This is a genomic window from Actinoplanes sp. 13 (assembly GCF_056134165.1).
Genome location: NZ_JBVYOQ010000001.1, coordinates 508529 through 523737 on the forward strand (window position 1 = coordinate 508529; position 15209 = coordinate 523737).

12 protein-coding genes are annotated in these 15209 nt (G+C 72.1%); 4 read left to right on the forward strand and 8 right to left on the reverse strand.

What is annotated here, in order from left to right:
• Positions 1–27: 27 nt before the first annotated feature.
• The 3 genes from AC0NH5_RS02300 to AC0NH5_RS02310 form a co-directional block, all read right to left on the reverse strand.
• Positions 28–633 carry a Uma2 family endonuclease gene (locus AC0NH5_RS02300; protein WP_474399288.1) on the reverse strand — a complete coding sequence of 202 codons (606 nt, stop codon included), beginning with the start codon at positions 631–633 and terminating at the stop codon, positions 28–30.
• A gap of 65 nt (positions 634–698) precedes the next feature.
• Entirely contained in the window at positions 699–2246 is a 1548-nt protein-coding gene (gene ffh / locus AC0NH5_RS02305) for a signal recognition particle protein (protein WP_474399290.1), read from the reverse strand.
• 65 nt (positions 2247–2311) lie between these two features.
• Positions 2312–2542 carry a hypothetical protein gene (locus AC0NH5_RS02310; RefSeq protein ID WP_474399292.1) on the reverse strand — a complete coding sequence of 77 codons (231 nt, stop codon included), beginning with the start codon at positions 2540–2542 and terminating at the stop codon, positions 2312–2314.
• Positions 2543–2908: 366 nt separating this feature from the next.
• Here AC0NH5_RS02310 and AC0NH5_RS02315 point away from each other — a divergent pair, with 366 nt between their 5' ends.
• Positions 2909–4606 carry a stealth family protein gene (locus AC0NH5_RS02315; protein ID WP_474400328.1) on the forward strand — a complete coding sequence of 566 codons (1698 nt, stop codon included), beginning with the start codon at positions 2909–2911 and terminating at the stop codon, positions 4604–4606.
• Positions 4607–4624: 18 nt separating this feature from the next.
• Complete coding sequence (locus AC0NH5_RS02320; RefSeq protein ID WP_474399294.1) at positions 4625–5887, forward strand: nucleotide sugar dehydrogenase; 1263 nt, start codon at positions 4625–4627, stop codon at positions 5885–5887.
• A gap of 117 nt (positions 5888–6004) precedes the next feature.
• Here the strand turns inward: AC0NH5_RS02320 and AC0NH5_RS02325 are convergent, their stop codons facing one another.
• The 5 genes from AC0NH5_RS02325 to AC0NH5_RS02345 are packed head-to-tail and all read right to left on the reverse strand — an operon-like array spanning position 6005 to position 11897.
• A complete protein-coding gene (locus AC0NH5_RS02325) occupies positions 6005–6406 on the reverse strand; it encodes a GtrA family protein (protein ID WP_474399296.1) in 402 nt (133 codons plus the stop codon).
• Positions 6393–7373 (reverse strand): glycosyltransferase family 2 protein, encoded by a 981-nt coding sequence (locus tag AC0NH5_RS02330; protein WP_474399298.1) that lies wholly within the window; start codon positions 7371–7373, stop codon positions 6393–6395. Before AC0NH5_RS02330 ends, AC0NH5_RS02325 begins: the two co-directional genes overlap by 14 nt.
• Positions 7370–8974, reverse strand: a complete 1605-nt coding sequence (locus AC0NH5_RS02335) for a hypothetical protein (protein ID WP_474399300.1) — start codon at positions 8972–8974, stop codon at positions 7370–7372. Before AC0NH5_RS02335 ends, AC0NH5_RS02330 begins: the two co-directional genes overlap by 4 nt.
• A complete protein-coding gene (locus AC0NH5_RS02340) occupies positions 8971–9684 on the reverse strand; it encodes a hypothetical protein (RefSeq protein WP_474399303.1) in 714 nt (237 codons plus the stop codon). The genes AC0NH5_RS02335 and AC0NH5_RS02340 overlap by 4 nt, the downstream gene beginning before the upstream one ends.
• Before the next feature lie 5 nt (positions 9685–9689).
• On the reverse strand, positions 9690–11897 hold the full coding sequence (locus AC0NH5_RS02345; protein WP_474399304.1) for a glycosyltransferase: 2208 nt from the start codon (positions 11895–11897) through the stop codon (positions 9690–9692).
• Positions 11898–12022: 125 nt separating this feature from the next.
• On the opposite strand from AC0NH5_RS02345, the gene AC0NH5_RS02350 reads away from it, so the two are divergent.
• The gene (locus AC0NH5_RS02350; protein WP_474399306.1) at positions 12023–14416 is read left to right on the forward strand and encodes a glycosyltransferase; all 2394 of its coding nucleotides are present in this window, start codon (positions 12023–12025) and stop codon (positions 14414–14416) included.
• 159 nt (positions 14417–14575) lie between these two features.
• Positions 14576–15058, forward strand: a complete 483-nt coding sequence (locus AC0NH5_RS02355) for a CAP domain-containing protein (RefSeq protein WP_474399308.1) — start codon at positions 14576–14578, stop codon at positions 15056–15058.
• Positions 15059–15209: the final 151 nt, after the last annotated feature.

Consider the following 15209-nt stretch of genomic DNA (forward strand, 5'->3'; position numbering starts at 1 on the left):
CACAGTCCTACCGGATCAAGAGCGTTCCTAGCGAGCCACTGCCCGGATGCGGTCCCGCCGCCGGGTCCAGGCCGGCAGGTCCAGCGTCATCGCCCACGGCTGGTCGACCGTCACCAGTTCGCCGGTGTGCCGCACCTGCTGATAGTCACCGCCGGAACCCAGCACGAACTGGGTGAGCGTCACGCGCTCGGCCAGCGGGTCGACGATCCAGTAGTTCCGGATGCCGACGTAGGCGTATTTCTTCAACTTGCCGGTCCGGTCGAACTTCTTCGTGGACTCCGAGGCGACCTCGACCACGAGCGGCACATCGCCCGCCAGCACCGGCGACTTCCCCGCGCCCTCCTCGTGGATGAGCACCACGTCGGGGCGCAGCTCGTTGCGCCGGTCCAGCAGGACCGCCTGCTCCGGATTGATCAAGATATGGTCCGGGCAGTGGGTGCGGGCCGCGAAGGCGACCTCCAACGATATGAACTGGTGGATGGGCAGGGCGAGGGGGGACAAGACGAGCCTTCCGTCGATCAACTCGTATCGGAGATCCTCGGGAAGGTCCGCGATGTCGTCGATGGTCAGGTCGTCTCGCCCCAGCAGGTGCTCGATCAGGTCCAACTCGTTCAGATGCGGCGCAGCGGTCATCGGCTCCTCCTCAGCGGATTCGCCTTCGACCATACTAGGCACCCGTCCAGATGCTCTGTGCCAACTTAGCGCTGGTCATCCTTGGGCTTGCTGAGTTTGTTGAAGTCGAGCTTCGGCAGCTTGAAGCCGGGTGGCACGCCCTGCCCGCCGCCCAGGGCGCCCGGGTCGAGGCCCGGCGGGAGCTGCGGCATCCCGCCCGGGAAGCCGGCCGGCGGGCGGGCGCCGCCGACGCGGGGGCGGTTGCCGCCCTTGCCCTTGCGTTTGTTCTTCGAGCTCTTGGTGGCGCTGCGGCGGCTGCCCGGCAGGCCCATCATGCCGGTCATCTGCTTCATCATCTTCTGCGCGTCGGCGAAGCGGTTGAGCAGCTGGTTCACGTCCATCACGGTGACGCCGGAACCGTTGGCGATGCGCACCCGGCGGGAGGCGTTGATGATTTTCGGGGTGGTGCGCTCCTGCGGGGTCATCGAGCGGATGATCGCGGTGACCCGGTCGAAGTGGCTGTCGTCCAGCTCGTCGAGCTGGCCCTTGAGCTGGTTCATCCCGGGCATCATGCCGAGGATGTTGGCGATCGGGCCCATCCGGCGGACCGCGATCAGCTGGTCCAGGAAGTCCTCCAGCGTGAACTGCTCGCCACCGAGCAGCTTGCTGGTCATCTTCTCCTTCTGATCCTCGTCGAAGGCCTGCTCGGCCTGCTCGATGAGGGTCAGCACGTCGCCCATGCCGAGGATCCGGCTGGCCATCCGGTCCGGGTGGAAGACGTCGAAGTCCTCGAGCTTCTCACCGGTGGAGGCGAACAGGATCGGCTGGCCGGTGACGTGCCGGACGGAGAGCGCGGCGCCACCGCGGGCGTCGCCGTCGAGCTTGGAGAGGACCACGCCGGTGATGCCGACGCCGTCGCGGAACGCCTCGGCGGTCTGCACGGCGTCCTGGCCGACCATCGCGTCGATGACGAAGATGACCTCGTCCGGCTGGACCGCGGTGCGGATGTCGGCGGCCTGCTGCATCATCTCGGCGTCGATGCCGAGGCGGCCGGCGGTGTCGACGATGACGATGTCCTTCGCCGTGCGCCGCGCGTGCTCCAGGGAGTCCCGGGCGACCTGCACCGGGTCACCGACGCCGTTGCCGGGCTGCGGGGCGTAGACGTCCACCCCGGCGCGCCCGGCCAGCACCTGGAGCTGGTTGACCGCGTTGGGCCGCTGGAGGTCACAGGCGACCAGCAGCGGCTGGTGGCCCTGGCCCTTGAGCCAGCGGGAGAGCTTGCCGGCCAGCGTCGTCTTGCCGGAGCCCTGGAGGCCGGCCAGCATGATGACGGTCGGCGGCTGCTTCGCGAAGACGAGGCGCCGGCCCTCGCCGCCGAGGATGTTGATCAGCTCTTCGTGGACGATCTTGATGATCTGCTGCGCGGGGTTGAGCGCCTGGGAGACCTCGGCGCCGCGCGCCCGCTCCTTGAGGTTGGCGATGAACGCCTTGACCACCGGCAGCGCGACGTCCGCCTCCAGCAGCGCGAGGCGGATCTCGCGCGCGGTGGCGTCGATGTCGGCATCGGTGAGCCGCCCCTTGCCGCGGAGCTTGGTGAAGATCCCGGACAGGCGGTCACTCAAGGTGTCAAACACGGTGCGCTGATCCTTAGCGTGTATGTGTCGGCGTTGCCCGCAAGCCTAGCCGTACCGCCCGCCGCTCACCGGTTCCGCATGCGGTACGTCTTGGCCGCCGCCTCGATCCGCCGCTGTGTCCGCGTCCCGGGGGCGATCGACTGCTTCACCTTGCCGTACACGTACAGCCCGCCGGCCACCGCGAGCGCGCCCACGATCAGATAGAAGAGCACCGGCCCGAGCAGGGAGCTGACCACCCAGCCCACCGCGATCACACCGGCCAGAAGTGCCACCAGATATGCCACTGCCTTGCCCATCGCGGCCTCCCGCTGTCGTCGTGTCGTCCCCGCTCTCCACCATGCCGGTCCCGCGCAAGGGCCGCATCGGCCGTGACCCCGATGCGTTCCCCTAGGGGTGGCCGTCCCGGAAAAAAGCACAACACTGCCGCCAAGGGCGTATACCGCTGGTAAAGGGTGCAACTCCTGATATAGACCGCAACTTCCGTCTCGGCCGTGACGTTAGGGCTGGCGGAGGAACCGCGGCGAAAGGACGACGGCGTGACCCTGCGGCAGATCCTGCGGCTGGCCCCCTGGGCGGTCCGGCGACGGGTCTTCGAGGCGGTCGAGGCCCATGTCCTGCCCCGGGTCGCCCCGGAACGGCGGCTGCGCGTCACCCGTACCGTCATGCCTCTCGCACCGGTGCGGCGCAGGAGCCGGACCGGCCCGCCGAGCCTGCGGGTCCGCACCGCCGACGGCCTGGTGACCGCCCGCGTCGTCGCCGCCGCCGGGCCGGTCGAGGCCCGCCGGCAGAACCTGGACCGGGTGGTCCGCGCGCTCGACCTGGCCGGCGTCGACTGGTTCCGGGTGCCCGCCCGCGCCGCGGCCCGGACCGCCGTGGCTGTCCGCGAGACCGACCGCGACCTGGTCGTGCGACTGCTCCGGGAACTGGCCGCCGACGACTTCGGTCAGCTCCGCGCCGGCACCTCGAAGAGCGCCGGCACGTCGAAGAGCGCCCACACCTCCAAGAACGCCGGCACCTCGAAGAGCGCAGGCTGCGCGAAGAAGAGCACGCCGCGCGTCCTGAGCGTGTACTGGCCGATCACCGACGCCGGCGGCAGCTGGCTGCTCGGCCGCCAGCACGCCTGCGAGGTGGAGTTCTGGCGGGCGGAGGACGGCCGCCTGACCGGCCCGCGGCGCAACCCGATCGCCGACTCGATCCCGGCCGACGAGCCGGTCGTGACCGCGCCCGAACCGGTCTTCGGCTCGTTCAGCAGCCCGGACGACACGACTCGCTACCGCACCCGGCAGATCTTCACCGCGGTGGACCCGGACCGCGTCGAGTTCCCGATCGACGTCGTCTACACCTGGGTCGACGGCTCCGACCCGGCGTGGCAGCGGCGCAAGGCCCGGGCGCTGGCCGAGAACGCCTGGGTCGGCGAGATCAGCGGGCAGGCCGCCAACGAGTCCCGGTACGCCAGCCACGACGAGCTGCGCTACTCGCTGCGCTCACTGCACAGCTTCGCCCCCTGGGTGCGGCGGATCTTCCTGGTCACCGACGACCAGGTGCCCGCCTGGCTGGACCTCGACCATCCCCGGCTCACCGTGGTCAGCCACCGGGAGATCTTCGGCGACACCGGCCGGCTGCCCACCTTCAACTCGCAGGCCATCGAATCCCGGCTGCACCGGATCCCGGGGCTCGCCGAGCACTTCCTGTACCTCAACGACGACGTGATCCTCGGCCGCCCGGTCACCCCCGACCTGTTCTTCACCCCGGGCGGGCTGACCAGGTTCTTCCCCTCCACGGCCCGGGTCGACGCCGCGCCGCACAGCCCCGCCGACCGGCCCGCCGACTCGGCCGCCAAGAACAACCGGCGGCTCATCGAGCAGGCGTTCGGCCGGGTGCTGACCCGCAAGATGATGCACACCCCGCACCCGTCCCGGCGCAGTGTGATCACCGAGATCGAGAGGCGGTTCACCGAGCAGGTCACCGCCACCGCGGAACACCAGTTCCGGCACCCCGACGACATCTCGCTGCTCTCCTCGTTGCAGCAGTACTACGCGTACCTGACCGGGCGGGCGGTGTCGGGCACGATCCGCTACCTCTACACCGACCTGGCCCGGCCGGAGACCCCGCTGCGCCTGGCCCACCTGCTGCGCAACCGCAACGTCGACGCGTTCTGCCTCAACGACGTGGACATCCACAGCGCCGCGGTCGCCGACCAGGAGGAGCTGCTCGCCGAGTTCCTCCCGGCGTACCTGCCCTTCCCCTCGCCGTTCGAGCTGCGCCGGCCACGCACGGAGACGGCTGCCACCGGCCGGATGCTCACCGCGCCCCGCCAGCCTCTCCCACCCAGCGACGTGGCGCTGCCGCCGGTCGCTTGACCTTTTGAAGGAGACACCGTGAGCTACGACGTCGTCATCCTCGGACTCGGGTACGTCGGTCTGCCGCTGGCGCAGCAGGCGATCCGGGCCGGCATGTCGGTGCTCGGCTTCGACGTGGACGAGAAGGTGGTGGGCGCGCTCGCCGCCGGCCGCTCGCACGTGGACGACCTGAGCGACGCGGACGTCAAGGAGATGGTGGCCGGCGGGTTCCTGCCGACCGCCGACGAGACGCTGATCGCGCAGGCCCGCGCCGCAGTGATCTGCGTGCCCACCCCGCTCTCCGAGGGCGACGGGCCGGACCTGCGCGCGGTCGTCCGCGCCACCTCGGCGATCGGCCGCAACCTGCGTCCCGGCATGCTCGTGGTGCTGGAGTCGACCACCTACCCGGGCACCACCGACGAGGTGGTTCGGCCGCGGCTGGAGCAGCTCTCCGGGCTGACCGCGGGCATCGACTTCCACCTGGCGTTCTCGCCCGAGCGGATCGACCCGGGCAACGAGACGTTCGGCGCGCACAACACCCCGAAGGTGGTCGGCGGGTACACCCCGGCCTGCACCGACGTGGCCACCCGGTTCTACGGCCGGTTCGTCGAGACGGTGGTCCGGACCCGCTCCACCCGGGAGGCGGAGACCGCGAAACTGCTGGAGAACACGTACCGGCACGTCAACATCGCGCTGGTCAACGAGATGGCGCGGTTCTGCCACGAGCTCGACATCGACCTCTGGGACGTGATCCACGCGGCGTCCACGAAGCCGTTCGGCTTCCAGGCGTTCTACCCCGGGCCCGGCGTCGGCGGGCACTGCATCCCGATCGACCCGAACTACCTCTCGCACAACGTCCGCAGCAAGCTGGGGTACCCGTTCCGCTTCGTCGAGCTGGCCCAGGAGATCAACACCACCATGCCGGCGTACGTCGCCCGGCGTGCCCAGAATCTGCTCAACGCCGACGGCCAGGCCGTCCGCGGGGCGACAGTGCTGCTGCTCGGCATCACCTACAAGGCGAACATCGCCGACCAGCGGGAGTCGCCGGCCACCCCGCTGGCCCGGCATCTGGCCTCGCTCGGTGCGACGGTGGCCTATCACGACCCGCACGTGACGACGTGGGACGTGGGCGGGGTCCCGGTGGAACGCACCGACGATCTGGAGGGGGCGGCGGCGGCGGCCGATCTGGTCATTCTGGTGCAGAACCACCGGGAGTACGACCCTGATCACCTCGCTCGCATCGCGAAGCGCTTCTTCGACACCCGTGGGGTCACGAGCGTCCGCGAGGCACATCGCCTCTGAGCGCGCCGGCTCCACGCCCCGCCCCGTCATTCCTTGCGTGGGGACTTCGGGTGCGCTCCGCACCCGAAGTCCCCACACAGGCTTCACCCGGTGCGAAGCGCACCCGAGGTCACACGGTCAGCGGATGAAGGTCCAGCGGGAGTTGAGGGCGTAGTTCAGCACCGGGATCAGCACCAGTGCCACGGCCTGGACCAGCGCATATGGACCGTCCAGCAACGACGTCCCCACCCACAGCACGAGCGCGTTCAGGGTGAACGCCGCCGCCGTGACCGTCAGGAAGCGGGGTCCGGCGACACCGTGCGCCGCTGTCGACCGGAACACCCACGCATGCTGGAGCACGTAGGAGACAACGACACTGGCGGCGAATCCGGCGGACGATGCCGGCACCGCCGGAACACCTCCCTCGGCGCACGCCAGGCCCACCCCGAAATGCGTGATCGCGCTCAGCCCACCGCTGACGGCATAACGGACGAGACGGCCGAGACTCCCGGCCGGCCGAAAGCGATCAGCGGTCCGCACGCTGCTCGACGACCCACTGCTCGGGGACCGCGGCCTCGACCGGCCCGGCTGCCCGCTCCTGCACCAGATACCGCGGCCGCCCCCGCACCTCCTCGTGGATGCGGGCCAGGTACTCCCCGATCACCCCGAGCCCGATCAGCACGAACGTCCCGGTCACCAGCAGCAGCAGGATGACCGTCGTGAAGCCGGCCACCGATCCGCCGCTCATCCACCGCACCGTCGTCTGGATGCCCAGCACCAGCGCGAACACCGCGAAGCTCAGCCCGGCCATGGTGACCATGTGCAGCGGCGCCGAGGTGAACGAGGTCAGCCCGTTGACCGCGAGCCGGAACAGTCCGCGCAGTGTCCACCGGGACGTCCCGCCCTCGCGGTGGTCGATGTCCACCTCGACGGTGGCCCGGGTGAACCCGATCCAGCTGCTGGTGCCGCGGAAGAACGTGGAGTGCTCGGGCATCTGCCGCAACGCCTCCAGCGCGGGGCGGCCGAGCAGCCGGAAGTCGGTGGCGTCGACCAGGTCCACCTTGGTGAGCCCGGTGAAGGCCTTGTTGAACACCCGGGAGCCGAGCCGGTTGCCCAGCGACTGCCCGGTCCGGTTCCGCTTGACCGCCTCGACCACCTGCGCCCCGGCCTGCCAGCGCCGCACCATCGCGGGGATCGCCGACGGCGGGTGCTGCAGGTCGGAGTCGATGACCACCACCGCGTCGCCGGTCGCGTGGTCGAGTCCGGCCAGCATCGCGGACTCCTTGCCGAAGTTGCGGGACAGCCGCAGCCCGTGCACCCGCGGGTCGAGCAGGGCCTGCCGGGCGACCCGCGACCAGGAGTCGTCGGTCGAACCGTCGTCGACGAGGATCAGCTCGTGGCGGAGGGCGGCCTCGCCCATCACCTCGGCCACCCGGGCGGCGAACCGTTCGACGCCGGGCCCCTCGTTGTAGACCGGCGCGACGATCGAGATCAGCGGATCGTTCATGGGGTCGCCTCGCAGAACGGTGCACCGGCCACAGCGCGCGCGGCCATGTCGAGTGAGTCGGTGTAGCGCTGCTGCTGGAACGGCTTGCCGGCGTTGTTCCGCAACGCCTCGGCCAGCAGCGCGCAGCGCCGCGCGTCGCCGGCCCGGCCACGTTCGAAGGCGCCCATGGCGAGCGCGATGCGGTTGTCGAGCTGGGAGGTGGACCAGCCGGCGGACTGGTCGGCGTAGGACTTGTTGGCCGCGACGGTTCCGGCCGCGCAGAGCACCAGGCCCGCCAGGATCAGGCCGGCGGACGGGCGGCGGGCCCGGGTGGCGAGCAGCAGCAGCACCACGACGAGGAGCATGCCGGTGGGCGCGGTGGTCGCCGAGTCACGCCAGCCCTCGGTCCAGAGCCCGGTTCCGGTCATGTTGGTGTGGACCTCGACGCTGAGCGCGGCGGGCAGGGCTCCGAAGAGGAGCAGGGCCAGGGCGGCGAGAGCGAGGCCCGCGAGGGGCCGGCCGGTCGGTCGGCCGGCGACAGGAAGCTTTTTGAGCGTACGCACGGCGAGCACCGTCAGCAGCAGGAGCGCCGCGACGGGCAGGACACCCCAGAGCCAGTCGCCGGGCGCCCGGCCGGTGGCGGCGTGCCACTGGGCCGGCGGCAGCCACGCCAGCATGCGGGCCGGCAGCACGAGCAGTCCGCGCCCGTCCACGGCCAGGTCCGATCCGTGATAGCAGTCGCCGTCCGCGCAGTACCCCCGGATGATCCACCGGACCGCCCCGAAGACCGGCAGGAAACCGGCCCAGAGCAGGGCGGTCAGGCGTACCCCGGCCGAACGCAGCAGTTGCCGTGGGCTCTGGCCCAGCACGAACCGGCCGCGGGCCAGCACGGCGACGGTGGCGAGCGGCACCGCGAAGTACGCCGGCTCGTTGAAGACCGCCAGCGCGCCGCCCGCGGAGAGCCCGAGCACGGTGTGCCACCAGCGCAGCCGTTCCAGCCGGCAGGCCGCGACCGCGACCAGCAGGACCAGGGCCGCGGTGGTGAAGTAGAGCCCGCCGAACAGCGTGGTGGTGCTGTTGCGCCCGGCGGCGACCAGCCCGGCCGCGACCGCGTACGGCGCCAGCAGCGCGACCGTGGTCGGCGGCGCCACGAACAGCCGTCCCCGGGTCAGCACACTCTCCACGAAGAGCACCAGCGCGACCGTGAGCAGGATCGCCGCGCCGATGGTGACCAGGCGCAACGCGACGGTGGCCGGCAGGTGCAGCTGTTGCATGCCGAGAAAGGCGAGCAGATCGAGGGACTTCTCCGTCATCCGCCCGAGCGGACGGAAGTTGCCCAGCCGCAGGTACGTCTCGCCGGTCGCGATCGTGTGCGAGACGATCCGCAGCGGGTCGTCGCGGAACATGCCGCCGTGCCAGTAGACGTTGAACCGGTGGTCACCGCGCGGCGCCACCGCCACCAGCGGGCCCAGCACGATCAGCGGCAGCAGGACGCAGCGGCGGAGCACGTGTCCCCAGAGCGGGCGCCGGGGCGCTTCCGCGTCCGGTCCGGCAGCAGAGCCGTGCCGCGGCCCGGTCCGGATGCCCGGTTGCTGACGTACTGTCGCGGTTTCAGCGGTCACGACTGCTGCAACGACCGCTGGCCGGGCAGGGTTGTGTCGCGCCGCCGGAGCAGATCGGCCAGCGCGGGCGGGTGACCCGGATCGACGAAGATCACCTGGGCGGTGTCGTGCTCGCGGGAGAGCCGGGCCAGCCGCTCGGCGAGCACGCCGTCCCAGGGCCGGTCCGGCCGGTGCCGGCACCAGGTCTCCCGGTCCGGCAGGTACTCGATGATCAGCCCGCAGTTGCGCAGCAGCGAGAACATCGGGTCGTCGGTGAGCACCACGGCCCGGTGGTCGAACTCGACCAGGAGCCGCCGGCGCAGCGCCTGGACGAACGAGCGCAGCGCGGGCAGACCCAGGCCGATCGCCACGTAGAGATGGGTCGGGACCACGGGCGCGACCGCCCGGGAACGCCGCGGCTTCGCCGGCGCCGGCCTGCGCAGCCGGCCCACCAGGCGACGGAGCAGCCGCGGCGACGCGTGCAGCGGATCACGGGCGAACGTCACCAGGGTACGACCGAGGCGATAGGAGCCGCTGGCCCGCAGCCGCCGGACGACCCGGCGCTCCTCGTCCCGCTCGCGGATCAGGCTCTCGCACCGCGTCCGCCAGGCGTCGCGCTGCTGCTCGACGGTGCGCAGCCGTACCACGAGCGCCTGGAGGCGGGCCGGATCGGTCTCCGGGGCACCCGTCTCGCCGGTGAACACCGCGAGGTCGGTGGAGGTGTCGGACATGAAGGTCACGCTCCGGTCGGTGCGGTCTCGGCCAGCGCCGGGTCGGCGAGGCCCACCAGCCAGCGGGCCGCCGCCGCGGCGCCGTTGCCGATCCGCAGCTCGGCGCACCGGCTGCGCAGTTGCGCGCGGACGTCCTCGCGCACCGCCCGGTCCAGCACCCGGTCCAGGTCGGCGCCGTCCGGGTCCTCGACGATCAGCGCGGCGCCCGCGGCAGCCGCGAAGCGGGCGCGGCTCACCTGGTCGTCCAGGGACGTCTCGCGGTTCGGCACGAAGACCGTGGGCACGCCGAACGCCAGCTGCTCATGGAACGAGTTGTAGCCCGAGGCGCTGATCACCAGGTCCAGTCCGTGCAGATACCGGCTGATCGGGTACAGCTTCACCAGCACCGCCCCGGGAACCGGCGGCATCGGCTCGGTCGCGATCGCGGACTCGGCCAGCACCACCTGGAATCCGGCCTCGCGCAGCCGCCGGGCGATCCGCGCGGCCGGCGTGGAGATGTCGTTGATGTTGCCGGCACCCAGCTGAAGCAGCGCGGCCGGGCGCTCCCGGTCGAGACCGAGCGCCTCCCGGGCGGCGTCCCGGTCGACCAGCTCGTGCCGGTCGAGATAGGTGATCGGCTCGACCTCGTGCACCCGGACCCGGTCCGCGACGGTCGGTCCCTCGTCGGCCGCGGCGGCGAACTCGCCGGGCTCGAGGATGCCGTCGAAGGCCGCGCCCCGCTCGATCCACTCCGTCCCGGTGTCCCGGCGCCACATCGGCCGCCGCACCCACACCCACGTGACGTCCCGGCGGGCGCGGACCGCGTCGACGATGCCGTCGTGCGGGACGCTGTCGACCGCGACGACGGCCGGCCGGTGCAGGTCGATCAGGTGCTCGAGACGACTGCGCAACAGCTGCGACCAGCGTTGCCGCGGCAGGCCCAGCACCCGGCGGGACGGGATGTACTCGGTGAGAAAGCCCTCCCGGTGCGCCACCGAGGCGCCGTGCGACTGGGTGGCGATCACCGCCGGGGTCTCCGGCGGAAGCCGCCGCCCGATCGCCATCAGCCGGGAGAGGTGCCCCAGCCCGGCACCGTTGTCGCTGACCAGCAGCACACCCCGGGGCGGCTCGGCGTCCGGGGACGGCGGCCGGCCGCCGGGGACCGGCTCCTGCCCGGGCGGGTGCACGCCACGCTCGGCGAGACGCGCCACGTGCGACGGGTAGCCGAAACGGTCCTCGACGAACTGGCGGGCCCGGCGCGCCACCGCCCGGCAGCGCGGCTGATCGTCGTACAGCTGATGGATCAATGCCGTGACGCCGTCAGGCGTGGTGTAGAGCGCGGCGTCGCCGAAGACCGGCCGGAAGTGCTCGCCGATCACCACCGGTACGCCGGCCGCCATCGCTTCCATGATCGTCCGGCCGAACGCCTCGACCAGGTCGGGGTCGTGGAAGTAGACGAAGAAGTCCAGACCGCGCAGGAACTCGGCGGGTGACACCGCCCCGAACTCCAGCAACTCCCAGTTCTCCGGCTGCCGGCCGAGCTTCTCCACGGCCAGCTCGCCGCCGCCCAGCACCCGGACCCGCAGACTCGAGTTGTCGGGGTAGGCCTGGAGCAGCTCCTCGGCGGTCCGCGGCCACTTCACCGGGTCCGGCCGCCCGTGCCGCCCGATGACCGGCACGCCGCCGACCGGCCCGGTCCGCTCGGCCCACCAGTCCGCGGTGTCGATGATCTCGTGCCAGTCGTGCTCGGCCAGCCGGGCCCCCGGCGCGGCGCGCAGCACCTCGGCACGCAACTGCGGGCTGATCGGCGCCCACTCGATCGCGGGCCCGAAATAGCCCTCCAGACGCTGCCGGACCTCAGCGAAGTCGTAGTAGCGGGCGGGCTCGGCGGCGTCGCCGGGCGCCTGGTTGAGGACCATGACCGTGCGCTCGGCGTGGATCCGGGGCACCGCCGGCAGGTCCCGGGTGAAGATTCGCGGCTGGCGGAGCACCAGCAGCCGGGCCCGCACCTGCTCGCCCTCGGCACTCAGGTCGGCCAGGCCCTCCCGGAGCGCCTCGACGATCAACGGGTTGAACGGCCGGTCGTGCTTGAGGTGGGGCGAGCGCACCTGGACGAGCACGGTGGACAGACCGGCCCGGGCCTGCGCGCGGATCTCGGCCGCGATGCTGGCCGACGTGCCGCCCGGATAGCGGAAGTCCGAGAGGATCGCCACGTCATGGACGTTCGCGGTCATGGTGCTGTTCTCCGATGCTCGGCGATCCCTGTCCCGCGGGGACAACGAACGGCGCTCGCCCGGCGTCACGCTCCGCGCTCGCCGGCCGTTGATCCCGCTGACGGCCAGACAACCGGCGGGAGCCCATGCGCAGGCAGCACACGACACCGGACGCGTACGGAACCGACCTGCTGGAACGGCAGTGGCGGGAACTGACCAGGGTGGCGCGGACCGGTCCCGCGACAGCCGCCCTGCACACCCGCTCACCGGGGGCGCGGACGCTGCTGGCGTACGCCGCCGCCCGCCGCCCGGTCGACGACCTGATCGCCGGCGCCCGGGAGGGCCGGCTGTTCCCGGACGCCGACCCGTGGGCGCTCGGTGAGCTGGCCCGGGTGATCACCTGCCAGGACCTCTATCCGGACGACCGCGGCGACGGCCTCGCGCTGTTCGACTCGCTGTTGCGCACCTTCGGCACCGCCGGGGTGGACCGGGAGCACCAGGGGCTGCACGCCCAGCTGGCGTTCGCGGCCGGCGACCACGGCCGGGCCGCGAAGCTGCTCGCCGACTGCCCGGACCTGCCCGAGCCGGTCCGGGCCGCCCTCACCGTCGACCTGAGCACCAAGGACGAGTGGCCGGACCGGTTCAACGCGCTGCTGCCCGGGCCGGGCCTGCGGCTGGACGGCGACGGCGAGGTCCCGTTCGACCGGATCCGCTCGAACCTGGTCCCCCGGCGCGGCTCGGCGCACCGGATCAGCAGCATCGTGACCACCTTCCGGCCCGGCCTGGCGCTGCTCACCACGGTCCGCTCGCTGGTGGCGCAGTCCTGGACCAACCACGAGATCCTGGTGGTGGACGACGGGTCGGGGCCGGAGTTCGAGGCGGTGCTGGGCCGGGCCGCCGCGATCGACCCGCGGGTGCGGATCCTGCGGCTGCCGGAGAACGGCGGCACGTACCGGGCCCGCAACGCCGGCCTGGACGCCGCCTCCGGTGTGTTCGTGGCCTTCCAGGACTCCGACGACTGGTCGCATCCGCTGCGCCTGGAACGGCAGGTGGCGCCGCTGCTGGCGGACGAGTCGCTGTTCGCCACCACCTCGGCCGGCATCCGGGTCACCGAGGACCTGGTGCTGACGCGGCCGGGCTTCGCCGAGTACCGCTCCTACAACCTCTCCTCGCTGATGATCCGGCGGGAACCGGCGCTGGCCCGGCTCGGTTACCTGGACACTGTCCGCAAGGGAGCCGACGCGGAATATGTGGAGCGCGCCCGTGCCGTGTTCGGCCGGGCCGCGGTGCGCCACCTCGGCGGCGAGCCGCTCGCGCTGATCCGGTTGACCGGCGGCTCGCTCTCCAGCGCCGACATGCTGCCCGGCTGGATGCATCCGGCGCGGTACGCGTACCTCTCGGCCTTCCAGACCTGGCACGCCCGCGTCGCGGCCGGCAAGGCCGACCCGCTGCGGCCGCGCGAGCCCCGGCAGCGGGCCTTCGCCGCACCGCGCAGGCTGACCGGCGACCAGCGTCGCGCCGAGTACGACGTGGTCCTGGCCGCCGACTGGACCGCCCGGGACGACGTCGCCTGGCCGGCGAGCGAGCGGGTACGCGCGGTGGTCCGCACCGGCCGCACAGTGGCCCTGCTGCACCTCGCCGAGCTCGGCAACGTCGCCGGCCGGCCGGCCAACGTGGACCCCGCCGTACAGACGATGATCAACAGCGGTGAGGTGGATCAGGTCGTTCTCGCCGACGACGTGCACGCCGGACTGGTCGTGGTGCACAACCCCGCCCTGCTCGCCTTCGCCCCCGGCGCCACCTGCGGCATCCGCGCCGACCAGGTGGTCGTCGAGGCCGACCCGCACTGGGCCGGCGCGGCCGGCCCGTGCGTGGCCGAGTCCCGCCGCCTCTTCGGGGTGGCCCCGTCCTGGGCGCCGGCCGGCGCCGCCGAACGCGCCGCGCTCGCCGGCGGACCGTTCGGGATCCGACCGGCCCGCGCCGACCTGCCCGGCACGGTCAACCTGGCCCGCTGGCGCCTGCACCGGCCGGGCCCCGGCTCGGACCGGCCGGTGATCGGCCGGCTCTTCGCCGGTGACGCCGCCGAGTGGCAGCGGCTCCAGGAGATGCTGCCCGGCGGCACCGGCCTGGACGTCCGCGTGCTGGACCGCTCCACCGCACGTCACCTCCCGCCGAAGGGCTGGCTGCTCTACCGCCCGTCCGACGTCGACACCCGGGCCTTCCTGCACCAGCTCGACTTCTATCTGCACTTCCCGGCGGACGAGCCGGGCGCACCGGTCGGCCCGGAACTGGTGATCGCGCTCGCCGCCGGCTGCGTCCCGGTCCTGCCTCACCGGTACGCGCCCACGTTCGGCGACGCCGCGATCTACTGCTCCCCCGACGAGGTGGCCGCGACCGTGGCGGCCCTGCACAGCCGCCCGGACGAGTTGCGCGCCCAGAGCGCCCGCGGGCTGGAGCTGGCGCGCCGCGCCCACCACCACGGCCGGTACGCCGAGGCGGTGACCACCCTCCTGCACCCCGACGACCAACCCGGTGTGTGAAGTTCGGGTCGTATCCCGGCCCGAAGTTCACACGTCAGGCTCGGCAACCGATCGGCCACGGTAGGGCACCCGGCCTGCGATCAAGGAGAACGGAGCGAGCGCCGAAGGGAACGGTGAACCTGGCGATGAGCCAGGCGCCGTACTTCGAAAGGGTTCCTCTTGCGCTCGCTGCTCCGTCGTCTCGCCCTGGTCGCCCTCGTCCCGGCCGCCCTCACCGGCGCCGTGATGACCGCTTCCCCGGCCGCGGCAGCGCCCGTCTCGGAAGCGACCCTGCAGAAGGACGTCAACCGCCTGATCAACGTCGAGCGCGTCAAGAACCGCTGCTCGGCCCTGACCGTCAACGCCGCGCTGACCAAGGCCGCCCGCGGCCACAGCACGTACATGGCGCAGAGCGGGGTTTTCAGCCACACCGGCAAGGGCGGCACCCGCTTCGTGAGCCGGGTCAAGACCGCGGGGTACGCCAAGCCGGGCGCCGAGAACATCGCCTGGGGTTACCGCACCGGCGCCGACGTGGTCAAGGGCTGGATGAACAGCCCGGGCCACCGCGCCAACATCGTCAACTGCAAGCTGAAGACCGTGGGCGTCGGCGTCGTGTACGCGAAGAACGGCACCCCGTACTACACCCAGGACTTCGGTTACTGATCCCCGAGCCCGGGCCGGACCCCCTGCCGGCCCGTGCGGTGCCCCCGCACCGCAAGGCGAGCCCCTGCCGTCCGGACGGCAGGGGCTCGCCCTCGTCCGCGTGTGAACTTCCGGTCCATATCGAGCCGTAAGTTCACACACTCATGCGCGC

Bases quoted from the DNA above. Each gene is read 5' to 3' on its own strand.
- AC0NH5_RS02350 (WP_474399306.1), top strand. From the start codon at position 12,023: ATGCGCAGGCAGCACACGACACCGGACGCGTACGGAACCGACCTGCTG.
- AC0NH5_RS02330 (WP_474399298.1), bottom strand. From the start codon at position 7,373: ATGAACGATCCGCTGATCTCGATCGTCGCGCCGGTCTACAACGAGGGG.
- AC0NH5_RS02345 (WP_474399304.1), bottom strand. From the start codon at position 11,897: ATGACCGCGAACGTCCATGACGTGGCGATCCTCTCGGACTTCCGCTAT.
- AC0NH5_RS02315 (WP_474400328.1), top strand. From the start codon at position 2,909: ATGCCTCTCGCACCGGTGCGGCGCAGGAGCCGGACCGGCCCGCCGAGC.
- AC0NH5_RS02300 (WP_474399288.1), bottom strand. From the start codon at position 633: ATGACCGCTGCGCCGCATCTGAACGAGTTGGACCTGATCGAGCACCTG.
- AC0NH5_RS02340 (WP_474399303.1), bottom strand. From the start codon at position 9,684: ATGTCCGACACCTCCACCGACCTCGCGGTGTTCACCGGCGAGACGGGT.
- AC0NH5_RS02310 (WP_474399292.1), bottom strand. From the start codon at position 2,542: ATGGGCAAGGCAGTGGCATATCTGGTGGCACTTCTGGCCGGTGTGATC.